Below are 10,566 nucleotides of genomic sequence, written 5' to 3' on the forward strand. Positions count from 1 at the left end.
ACCCTGAGTACCAGGTCCTGGTGGCCCATCGCACGGCGGCTGTGGCCGATTCCCGGCTGATCCGCATGGCCCCCACGGAACCTGGCGAGGGTTTTGGGGAATAGAGCGCCCCGCCTTCCCACCTCCGGGGTGATGAGAGCACCAGGCGTGGTTCGCAAATCAGCGGCAGGGGATTAAGAGGCCTGGCATGACCATCACCACCCTTGGCCTGGATGCCGACGACACCCTCTGGCACAACGAGACGATCTTCCGGCTGACCCAGGCGCGGCTGTTTGAGCTGCTCTCGGACGTGGCCGATGTCGACAGCCTCGGCGCCCGTCTGGCTGAGGTCGAGCACCGCAATCTGCGGCTCTATGGCTATGGGGTGAAGGGCTTCACCCTGTCGATGATCGAAACCGCCATGGAGCTGACAGGCGGCGAGGCCCCGCCGCACATTGTCCGCGAGATCCTGGCGGCGGGCCGGGCCATGCTCACCGAGCCGGTGGAGCCCCTGCCAGGGGTAGATGACGCCCTGGCCACCTTGTCGGAGCGCTACCGCCTGGTGCTCGTCACCAAGGGCGACCTCTTGCATCAGGAGCAGAAGCTGGCGGCCTCAGGTCTTGGCGACCTGTTTGTGGCAGTGGAGATCGTCAGCGAGAAGGACGCCTCGACCTATGAGCGGGTGTTCAACCGCCACGGGACCGGCGTGGCGCAAGGCGCGATGGTGGGTAACTCGCTTCGCTCCGACGTGCTGCCGGCCCTGGAAGCCGGCGCCTGGGCCGCACACATTCCCTACCCTGTCACCTGGGCCCATGAGATGGCCGACCCCCCTGTGGGTCACCCCCGCTTTGCCGAACTGTCGAGCATTTCGGAGTTGCCCGCCTGGCTCGACCGCATCAGCTGAGCAGAGGCAGGTGATTTTGGCGGTCTCCTGGCGCATATGTCGGGGGTGAAGTTCGACGAACGGTTCCTCGATGAGATCAAGGCCCGCCTGCGCCCCTCCGACGTGATCGGGCGCACGGTGAAGCTGCGCAAGCAGGGTCGGGAGTTTGTCGGCCTCTCGCCCTTCACCAAGGAGCGCAGCCCGTCCTTCTTCGTCAATGACGAGAAGGGCCAGTTCTTTGACTTCTCCTCGGGCAAGACCGGCGACCTGATCACCTTTCTGCAGGAGACCGAGCGGCTGACCTTTGTCGAGGCGGTCGAGCGGCTGGCCGCCGAGGCGGGGGTGCCGATGCCGGCGCCTGACCCACAGTCGGCTGAGCGCGACCGGGTGCGTCAGGGGCTGGCAGAATGGCTCGAGGCTGCCGGCGCTTGGTTCCAGGCTGAGCTACGCCGGCCCTTGGGACGCGAGGCCCGCGAATATCTAGAGCGTCGGGGTCTGCCGGAGGCCGAGTGGGCCCGGTTCGACGTTGGCTATGCCCCTGGCGGGCGTACGGCGCTGAAGGACTATCTGGTGGCCAAGGGGGCGCGGCCAGGCGAGCTGGTGGAGGCCGGCCTTCTGATCGCGCCTGAGGATGGCGGCGCCCCCTATGACCGATTCCGCGACCGGATCATGTTCCCCATCGCCGATGGCCGGGGGCGCATCGTCTCGTTCGGCGGCCGGGCCATGGATCCCAAGGCCCGGGCCAAGTACCTGAACGGCCCCGAGACCTCGGTCTTCCACAAGGGTCACGTGCTCTATGGCATGGGCGAGGCGCGCAAGATCCTCGGCGCGGCCCCGTCCGGCGAGAGCCCGCCCCTGGTCGTGGTGGAAGGCTATATGGACGCCATCGCCTGTCACCGGGCCGGCGTGGCGGCGGTCGCGCCCATGGGCACGGCCCTGACCGAGGAGCAGATGGAGATGCTCTGGCGTCAGCATCCCGAGCCGACCCTCTGTTTCGACGGGGACCGGGCCGGTCGGGCGGCGGCGTTCCGCGCCATGGACCGAGCCCTGCCGATCCTTAAGCCTGGCAAGAGCTTCCAGTTCGCCCTGGTGGAAGGGGGCAAGGACCCCGATGACGTGCTGCGTGAGCAGGGGCCGGTGGCCCTACGTCAGCAATTGGCTTCGACAACAGCTTTCGCCCAGGCCCTGTTTGAGCGCGAGCGCGATCTGGAGCCCCTGGACACCCCTGAGCGTCGGGCGGGCCTGAAGGGGCGGCTGCGCCAGGCGGCGGCGACCATCGCCGATCCTGACCTGCAACAGGCCTACCGGCAGGATCTGCTGGAGCGGTATGACGGCCTGTTCCGCAAGGCCGACGCCCCCCAGGGCTCGCGGGCGCCCTGGCGACCCGCGGGGCCTCGCCAGGGGCGCTGGAAGGGCGCTGGCGTCTGGGAAAGCCCCCAGCCCCCCACAGCTCGGGGCAAGGCTGCAGCCGGGCTTCTGGCCGCGGGACTGGAGCCTGCGCCGGCCGCCTTGGCCGCTTTCGCCCTGGCTCATCCAGCCATTTTGGACACTCATCTAGAGGACGCTTTCGCCACCGACGGGTTTGGCGAACCGGCGCTATGTGAATTGGTCAAGGAAATCATTCGTCTGCGCCTGGAGTCCGACCACCTTGACACCGACAGTCTGACGCGCCATCTCGCATCTTGCGGGTTTAATGCGCTGCTGACAGACATCGACCGGGCCGCTGCGAAATCGGGCGCGCCCTTTTTGAAACCGGATGTCTCCCTCGAAGCCGCGAATTCGCAGTGGTCGCAAGCCTTCGCCCGCCTTTCGCGGTTGGCGTCGCTCGACAAGGCGCTCGACGCCTCGAAGGGGAACCTTCGGGGGCGTTCGGACATGGAAGCCTTCGAGCGACTCAAGGGGGAACGCGACGCACTCAGACGCGCGACCAGAGAGTGGAAAGATTGAAGCCGGTTTTGGGTCGTCCTGCCTACGGCCCCCTCGGCCCCTGTTAGTCATGATCGGCCCGTTCCTTGCAGGCGGCGGACCGAACTGGAGAATTCGATGAGCACCAATTCGGCCGAAGCGGAAACGACCGACGCCCAGACCAGTGATGGTCCGCTGCTCGACCTGACGGATGCCGCGGTCAAGAAGTTCATCAAGCAGGCCAAGACCCGCGGCTACGTCACGATGGACGAGCTGAACAAGGTCCTGCCGTCTGAGGAGGTCACCTCCGAGGCGATCGAAGATACGCTCGCCATGCTCTCGGAGATGGGCGTCAACGTCGTTGAGGCCGAAGAGGACGCAGAGGGTGGCGAGGTCGCGGTCCGCGAAGAGACCGCCGTGGTCGAAACGACCAAGGAGCCCGCCTACGACCGCACCGACGACCCCGTGCGCATGTACCTGCGCGAAATGGGATCGGTGGAGCTTCTGTCCCGCGAGGGCGAGATCGCCATCGCCAAGCGTATCGAGGCCGGCCGCGACACCATGATCCGGGGCCTCTGCGAAAGTGCCCTGACCTTTGAAGCCATCATGGTCTGGCGCGAGGAGCTGGCCTCCGGCCGCATCCTGCTGCGTGAGGTCATCGACCTTGAACAGACTTACGGCGGCCAGAACACCGGCGTCGAGGAAGATGCTGAGGTCAAGGCCCCCGGCGAGCCTGAACCAGGTGAGGCCAAGGCCGAAGGGGAGGGCGACGACGACGACGACGATTTCGACGACGGCGCCGGTCCCACCATCAGCGCCATGGAAGCCGAGCTGCGCGACGGGGTCATGGAGACCCTGGATGCCATCGCCTCGGAGTTTGACGCCTTCCGCCGGCTGCAGGAAAAGCTGGTGGCCCGCAGGCTGGCCGGCGAGGATCTGGGTGACAGTGACCGCAAGGCCTTCGAGGCCGCGACCCTGGTCATCGTCCAGCACCTGAAGACCCTGAAGCTGAACAACAACCGCATCGAGGCGCTGGTTGAGCAGCTCTATGCGATCAACAAGCGGCTGATGGGCCTGGAGGGCCGGCTGCTGCGGTTGGCCGATTCCTACGGCATCAGCCGGGTGGAGTTCCTCAAGGCCTATTTCGGGGCCGAGCTCGATCCCAACTGGACCGACAAGGTCAAGCTGCTCGGGGTCCGTTGGACCAAGTTCACCGAGAACGATGCCGGCCAGATCAATGACATCCGCACCGAGGTGGCGGCACTCGCTACTGAGACCGGCGTGGCCATCGACGACTATCGCCGCATCGTCCAGACCGTTCAAAAGGGCGAGCGCGAGGCCCGTCAGGCCAAGAAGGAAATGGTCGAGGCCAATCTGCGCCTCGTGATCTCCATCGCCAAGAAATACACCAACCGCGGCCTGCAGTTCCTGGACCTGATCCAGGAGGGCAATATCGGCCTGATGAAGGCGGTGGATAAGTTCGAATACCGCCGGGGCTACAAGTTCTCCACCTACGCCACCTGGTGGATCCGCCAGGCGATCACCCGCTCCATCGCCGACCAGGCCCGGACCATCCGCATCCCGGTGCACATGATCGAGACGATCAACAAGATCGTCCGCACCTCGCGCCAGATGCTGCACGAGATCGGCCGCGAACCGACGCCAGAGGAACTGGCCGAAAAGCTGGCCATGCCGCTGGAAAAGGTTCGCAAGGTCCTCAAGATCGCCAAGGAGCCGATCAGCCTCGAAACCCCGATCGGCGACGAGGAAGACAGCCACCTGGGCGACTTCATCGAGGACAAGAACGCCGTCCTGCCCATCGATGCGGCCATTCAGTCCAACCTGCGCGAGACCACCACCCGGGTGCTGGCCTCACTGACCCCGCGGGAAGAGCGTGTGCTGCGCATGCGCTTTGGCATCGGCATGAACACCGACCACACCCTCGAAGAGGTCGGCCAGCAGTTCAGCGTCACCCGCGAGCGGATCCGTCAGATCGAAGCCAAGGCGCTCCGCAAACTCAAGCACCCGAGCCGCTCGCGGAAACTCCGCAGCTTCCTCGACAGCTGAGACCCCAGAAACCCCGCCGGAAACGGCGGGGTTTTTCGTTGGCCGTCAGCTTCTGACCGGGTGCCGGTCTTTCGCCCTAGCGGCGTTCCTGCAGGCGGAGCAGGGCGTCCCACATGGACTGGGCTGCGCCGATGGTGGCGAGGTTGGCCGTGAACTGATGCTTGGCCGTGATCTGCTCGACGGCCTCTTTTTCATAGCTGGTGGTCGAGCCGACGACGCCCATGGTCGCGGTGCGGTGGGCTGAGGCTTCGAAGCGGCGGCTGGCGGCAAGCATGCCGTAGCTGGCGGTGGCGATCGGGTCCATGGGCGGTTCTCCTGCCCCGTCAACCTGCGCGTGGCGCAGTTAAGGCCCCGCTTTCAAGGATGGTGAACGCCAGCCTTTTGACGCCGGTCTTTCAACGCCAGCCGTAGTTGAAGCTGATGCTGATCCGCGGGGTCTTGGCGGCGTTGGCCGGCACTTCGTGGCGCAGCCAGCTCTCCCACATCAGGATCGTGCCCGGCTGCGGCTGAAGATAGACGAAGCTGCGCTCGGCCTCGGGGGCATTGGCCAGCCTGGGCGGGGCGGCCATCATCAGCGGCAGGCGCGGGTCTTCCAGCTTGAGTGCGCTGGCGCCGGGCGGGGTGGCCACATAGACGGTGCCTGAGAGCACGCTGTGGGGGTGAATATGGCCGCTGTGGCTGGCACCGGGCTTCAGAAGGTTGACCCACAGGCTGTCGAGCTTCAGCCGCCGGGTGCCGAGATCGAGGTTCACGGCCTGGGCATAGACCTTGGCGTGGCGGTCGAGCTTGGTCTTCAGCATCGAAAACACTGTTGCCCGCTGCGGCAGGTCGTCGAGGGAGGCGTAGGAGGTGTAGCCCCCATAGGCGTTGGCCTTGCACCAGGCCCGGCCCGCGGCGTCCTCCTCGGCCAGCATCTCCACGGCCTCGGCTAGTTCGGCGTTGAGGTCAGCAAAGCCCCGTTCGCCCGCAAGGCTGGCTTCATAGATCTGGGTGACGAACAGGGGGCGCAGGCTCATGATGGGGCCATAGCCCAGCCAGATGAGCAGGGGAAGGCGCGCCTGAAACAGGCCGCATTTCCAAGGCTTATGGGGGCAGGAGGATAATGCGCCATGACACGACTGTCCCTTCTCGCCGCCCTGGCGGCCCTGACCCTCACCGCCGGCGTCGCCCAGGCGCAGGATCGCGCCCGGAGTCATCTGACCCCGGCCACCACCGACATCTGCCTGGATGTCAGCGGGGGAACCCTGCCGGCCGTCTGCAAGGTCCCCGCCAGCCGGCTGGATAAGCGTGAGGACATCTGCGTCTGCCCTGAAGGCATGCGCACTACCGTTGCCGTCTGCGGCCCCGGTCAGTCGGCCCCCAGAGAAAACCTGGCCCTGAACGCCGCCCGCCGAACGGCCGCCAAGGATGGCAGCCTGATCGGCGACTTGTTCCAGGGCCAGCCGATCTGCGTCGCCCCCCGGGATTGACTCAGGCGTCTCAGCCCAGGGCGCCGTAGACCATCTTCTGGAAGATGGGCAGGGCTGCGCGGCCGCCCATGCGCTGGCCTGTGGCCAGTTGGGCGGCGGCCTCGGGGCCCAACGGCATGGAGTTCTGAATCAGATAGATCAGCACCATGTCGGCTTGCGGATCAGCCTGCCACCAGGTGCCGAAGGCGCCGGGCCAACCAAAAGCGCCGGCATTTCCAGCGCCCATCCAGGCCTGCTTCACCGGGTCGGTGATGACCGAAAGCCCCAGACCAAAGCCCTGACCCAGCCAGAAGGGAATGCCCATGAAGGGGATCGCCTTCTGGGCCTCGGTGAGCCGGTCAGAGATCATCATCTCCACCGTTTCGGTCTTCAGCAGGCGGACCCCGTCGACCTCGCCCTTGCCCAGCATCAGGCGGGCAAACTTCAGATAGTCATCAGCGGTGGAGACCAGCCCCCCGCCGCCGGCCGCAAAGGCCGGTGGGGCTGGATGATAGGGAAGGGCAACTTCCTCCATGGCGTCGGTCTCCGGATTGATCCGGTAGAGCTTGGCCGCCCTGTCCAGTTTCTCCGGGGGGACATGGAAAGCGGTGTCAGTCATCCCCAGGGGGCCGAAAACCCGGTCTTGCAGCACCTGATCCAGGGGCTTGCCCTCGATCCGGGCGATGATGAAGCCCAGGACATCGGTGGCGTGGCTGTAGTGGAACCGGTCGCCGGGCTGATGGCTGAGGGGCAGGTCGCCGAGCCGCTTCATCCACTCGTCCGGCATTAGCGGCGTGCCCAGAGCCGGGCCCAGGGCCTTTTCATGCGCCTGGGCGATCGGCCCCATGGAGGTGAATCCATAGGCCAGTCCCGAGCGGTGGGTCATCAGGTCTTCGAGGGTGATGTCGCGCTGGGCCGGGACGGTCTGGTCCAGGGGCCCGTCCGGGGCCAGCAACACCTTCATGTCGGAAAACTCCGGTGCCCACCGGGTGATGGGATCGTCCAGCTTCAGCCGACCCTCTTCCATGAGCATCAGGGCCACCACCGAGGTGATCGGCTTGGTCATGGAGGCGATGCGGAAGATGGTGTCCCGGGTCATGGGCTTGTCGCCGGCGATATCCCGGCGGCCCAGGGTGTCGACCTTGACGACCTCGCCCCCCTGCCAGACCAGGGTGACGAAACCCGACAGGTCGCCAGCGTCTACCACCCCTTGCAGGGCCGGACCGATGGCCTCAAGGCCCTTTGCGAAATTTGCGCCGTCCATCGGTGTCGTTCCTTCGTACTGTCTTGGGCGTGCTTTGCTGGCGGCCATAGCGCCGAGGCGGCCATGCTGCGTCAAGCCAAGTGAGGAGGTCTTTGCCGATGATTTCGTCTGCCCTGCGTCCAGCCCTGATCCTGTCGGTCCTGGCCCTGAGCCTGAGCGCCTGTTCGCCGCTCACGGCCTTTGCCAGCCTCACCCCCACCGATCGCGCCCAGCAGGCTGGGGCAGGGGTGGCCTATGGGGTCGAGCCCCGGCAGCGGCTGGATGTCTATCTGCCGCCACAGGGCCCCAGCGCGGCCCCCGTGGCGGTGTTCTTCTATGGCGGGACCTGGGAAAACGGCCGGCGGCAGGACTACGGCTGGGTGGCCCGCGCCCTGGCTGCCGAGGGGTTCCTGACCCTGGCACCAGACTACCGGCTCTATCCCGAGGTGACCTATCCGACCTTCCTGGAGGACGGCGCCCTGGCCATCGCCTGGGCGGTGCAGAATGCAGAGCGACTGGGGGGAGATCCGGCCCAGATCGTCCTGATCGGTCACTCCGCCGGGGCCTATAATGCGGTGATGCTGGGCCTCAGTGCGGACTATCTGAAGGCAGCGGGCGTTGATCGGACCCGCATCCGGGCGGTGGCGGGTCTGGCCGGTCCCTATGATTTCCTCCCCCTGCAGGGAGAGACCGTCCGAGGGGTGTTCGGTGCCGCCAACAGCCTCGCCGACACCCAGCCGATCAACCATGTGAGCGCCGATGCCCCGGCCGCCTTCCTGGCCACCGGTGCCAGCGACACGGTGGTCCTGCCGCGCAACACCGAGGCCCTGGCCGCTGCCCTTCGGGCGCAGGGGGTCAGCGTGGAGACCAAGGTTTATCCCGACCTTGGCCATGCCGGCATCCTGCTGGCCCTGTCGCGGCCGTTGCGAGGCCGGGCACCGGTGCTGGAGGACATGAGCGCTTTCCTGCGTCAACACACCCAGGCTGGGGAGACGGCGGCCGCCTCGGTTGCGGCGCGCCAGCGCCCCTGATCCCTTACGGCGTAAAGGATTGGGTTCGGTTTCCCTTGGGTCAGCTTTTTGCAACGCCGTAATTGAACCGCAACCGCGAAGTGCGTATATCCGGTCTCCCGTTAAGCCATAGGGCTGGCGGGACCGTCAGTTCACGTGAACGCAAGGACGCCTCCGCCCATGCTGGTCACCCTCATGAAGGCCAAGCTGCACCGGGCTACGGTGACGCAGGCCGACCTGGATTACGAAGGCTCGATCGCTATCGACCGCGACCTGCTGGACGCCTCGGGCATCCTGCCGCACGAGCAGGTCGATGTGCTGAACATCACCACCGGTGCCCGCTTCACCACCTACGCCATTGAGGCGCCGCGAGGCTCCAGGGTGATCGGCGTCAATGGCGCCGCCGCCCGTCTGGTCCAGAAGGGCGACAAGGTCATTGTGGTGACCTACGGCATGCTGGCGGCCGAGGAAGCCCGCAACTACGCCCCCACCGTCGTCCTGCTGGGTGACGGCAACGAGATGAAGCAGGCCGCCTGATGGGTCGCTGGGGGGCTGTCCTTGGCCTGACCGCCGCCGCTGTTCTCAGCTTCGCCTGCGCGCCGGCTGCGCCTGAAGGTCTCGACACCACGATCCTGGACCGAGAGATTGGCCAGCGCATCGGCGGCCCCTCGACCTGCGTTCTGGTGGCGGAGCCAGGGTCGGGAAAGATCGTCTATCGTTACGGTCTCAGTACGGCCTGTGAACGGGCCCTGCCGACGTGCCAGGGTCCGGCCACGGAGACTGTCCAGGATCTGTTGAATGGCCTTGCTGCCCCGGCGGAGGCTGTAACCAGAAGCTGCCCGACCACGTCGGATGGATCGCGCAGCGTCGGCTGGTCGGCAGGCCCGGTGGCCGGTCGTGACCTGGTCTTTGCCGCGGTCATGGAGGGCGAGCGCGCCCTCCCTGGCCGGGTCATGACTGACCGCCTGGCCGGCGCCTTCACCGCCGCTGGCCTGGACTGAACCCCCCAGGGGTCAAGGCCTCCGCCCCGCAAAGGGACGAAGGCCCCACGGTCCCTAGCGGGTCAGTTCATAGAGGCCTGAGAGATCCACCCGCACCGTCATCTCCCCGGCGGAAACCGGGGTGGAGTCCTTCATGCCCTCGGCCCGGGCCATGGCCATATAGGGCATGGGCGGCATGGGCACCGAGTAGCCGGCGCCCTCGCTCAGGGTCACCAGACGCCCCACCCGGTAGCCGGTGGCCCGGGCATAGAGCTCGGCCTTGGCCTGCAGGTTGCGTACAGCCGCCAGGCGGGCCTCGTTTTCCGCCTTGCTGGGATCGCTCAAGCCAAAGCTGATGCTGTTGATCTGGTTGGCGCCGGCATTGACCGTGGCGTCCACCGCCGCCCCCAGACGGGTCAGATCGCGCACCTTCACCGTCACCTGGTTGCTGGCCTGATAGCCCCGCAGCCGCGGCGGTTCGTTCTGCACATAGTCGTACTGGGCGCTCAGATTGAGGTTCGAGGTCTGGATGTCGCGGCCCTCAATGCCGGCCCGGTTCAGGGCGGCCATCACCGAGCTCATCTGCCGGGCATTGGCCTGCATGGCGGCCTGGGCGGTGGGGGCTTCGGTCTGCACCCCCAGGCTGATGGTCGCCATGTCGGGCGCCACATCTACCTCGCCCACGGCCGACAGGTTCAAGGTGGTGGCGCGGAACATGGTGTCCGCCGCCGAGGTCGCCGGACCGGGGATGGTCTGGGCGAGGGCGGCAGGCGCCAGGGCGGCAAGGCTCAGGCTGAGCACGCCGGCGCGCAACAGGGTCTTCATGGGGATCTCCAGTCCGATTGAAACTTGACCTTAGGCCACAGCCTTAAGCGCGGCGATGGCCTTCACGTTCCACCCTGGCAAGCTGAACCTGAACCGGAGCTTTAAGCGCCGTGCAGCCCATGCTAACCGCAGGCCCTCCGCTGATGGGGCCTGTAGCTCAATGGTTAGAGCCGGCCGCTCATAACGGTCTGGTTGCAGGTTCGAGTCCTGCCGGGCCCACCAGCGG

General features: G+C 66.5%; 11 protein-coding genes and 1 tRNA gene. 8 read left to right on the forward strand and 4 right to left on the reverse strand.

Translation table 11 applies throughout. From position 1 onward, the window contains the following. The first annotated feature begins 187 nt into the window (after window positions 1–187). The 3 genes from MH112_RS08065 (at window position 188) to rpoD (ending at window position 4,834) form a co-directional block, all read left to right on the forward strand. Window positions 188–883, forward strand: a complete 696-nt coding sequence (locus MH112_RS08065; protein WP_296566251.1) for an HAD family hydrolase — start codon at window positions 188–190, stop codon at window positions 881–883. 45 nt (window positions 884–928) lie between these two features. Continuing rightward, window positions 929–2,809 carry a DNA primase gene (gene dnaG / locus MH112_RS08070; RefSeq protein ID WP_296566276.1) on the forward strand — a complete coding sequence of 627 codons (1,881 nt, stop codon included), beginning with the start codon at window positions 929–931 and terminating at the stop codon, window positions 2,807–2,809. A 96-nt stretch (window positions 2,810–2,905) separates the two neighbouring features. Beyond that, window positions 2,906–4,834 carry an RNA polymerase sigma factor RpoD gene (gene rpoD, locus MH112_RS08075; protein WP_296566255.1) on the forward strand — a complete coding sequence of 643 codons (1,929 nt, stop codon included), beginning with the start codon at window positions 2,906–2,908 and terminating at the stop codon, window positions 4,832–4,834. A 76-nt stretch (window positions 4,835–4,910) separates the two neighbouring features. Here rpoD and MH112_RS08080 read toward each other — a convergent pair whose 3' ends face one another. Beyond that, window positions 4,911–5,138: a flagellar hook protein FlgE gene (locus tag MH112_RS08080; protein ID WP_296566257.1), complete on the reverse strand. Its 228-nt coding sequence runs from the start codon at window positions 5,136–5,138 to the stop codon at window positions 4,911–4,913. A 91-nt stretch (window positions 5,139–5,229) separates the two neighbouring features. Beyond that, complete coding sequence (locus MH112_RS08085) at window positions 5,230–5,850, reverse strand: TIGR02466 family protein (RefSeq protein ID WP_296566259.1); 621 nt, start codon at window positions 5,848–5,850, stop codon at window positions 5,230–5,232. A 93-nt stretch (window positions 5,851–5,943) separates the two neighbouring features. Between MH112_RS08085 and MH112_RS08090 the strand changes: the two genes are divergently transcribed. Further along, the gene (locus MH112_RS08090) at window positions 5,944–6,303 is read left to right on the forward strand and encodes a hypothetical protein (protein WP_296566263.1); all 360 of its coding nucleotides are present in this window, start codon (window positions 5,944–5,946) and stop codon (window positions 6,301–6,303) included. A 10-nt stretch (window positions 6,304–6,313) separates the two neighbouring features. Here the strand turns inward: MH112_RS08090 and MH112_RS08095 are convergent, their stop codons facing one another. Continuing rightward, window positions 6,314–7,546 (reverse strand): serine hydrolase domain-containing protein, encoded by a 1,233-nt coding sequence (locus tag MH112_RS08095; protein ID WP_296566266.1) that lies wholly within the window; start codon window positions 7,544–7,546, stop codon window positions 6,314–6,316. A gap of 98 nt (window positions 7,547–7,644) precedes the next feature. Between MH112_RS08095 and MH112_RS08100 the strand changes: the two genes are divergently transcribed. The 3 genes from MH112_RS08100 to MH112_RS08110 all read left to right on the forward strand — a co-directional run bounded on the left by MH112_RS08100 (window position 7,645) and on the right by MH112_RS08110 (window position 9,536). Continuing rightward, a complete protein-coding gene (locus MH112_RS08100; RefSeq protein WP_296566267.1) occupies window positions 7,645–8,556 on the forward strand; it encodes an alpha/beta hydrolase in 912 nt (303 codons plus the stop codon). Window positions 8,557–8,715: 159 nt separating this feature from the next. After that, the gene (panD, locus tag MH112_RS08105) at window positions 8,716–9,072 is read left to right on the forward strand and encodes an aspartate 1-decarboxylase (protein ID WP_296566269.1); all 357 of its coding nucleotides are present in this window, start codon (window positions 8,716–8,718) and stop codon (window positions 9,070–9,072) included. After that, window positions 9,072–9,536, forward strand: a complete 465-nt coding sequence (locus MH112_RS08110; RefSeq protein WP_296566272.1) for a hypothetical protein — start codon at window positions 9,072–9,074, stop codon at window positions 9,534–9,536. The genes panD and MH112_RS08110 overlap by 1 nt, the downstream gene beginning before the upstream one ends. Before the next feature lie 54 nt (window positions 9,537–9,590). On the opposite strand, the gene MH112_RS08115 is transcribed toward MH112_RS08110, so the two are convergent. Further along, window positions 9,591–10,340 (reverse strand): SIMPL domain-containing protein, encoded by a 750-nt coding sequence (locus MH112_RS08115; RefSeq protein WP_296566275.1) that lies wholly within the window; start codon window positions 10,338–10,340, stop codon window positions 9,591–9,593. Between the two features lie 146 nt (window positions 10,341–10,486). On the opposite strand from MH112_RS08115, the gene MH112_RS08120 reads away from it, so the two are divergent. Beyond that, a tRNA-Ile gene (locus tag MH112_RS08120) sits at window positions 10,487–10,562 on the forward strand. Window positions 10,563–10,566: the final 4 nt, after the last annotated feature.

The sequence above is a fragment of the Phenylobacterium sp. genome, assembly GCF_022402485.1.
GTDB lineage: Bacteria > Pseudomonadota > Alphaproteobacteria > Caulobacterales > Caulobacteraceae > Phenylobacterium.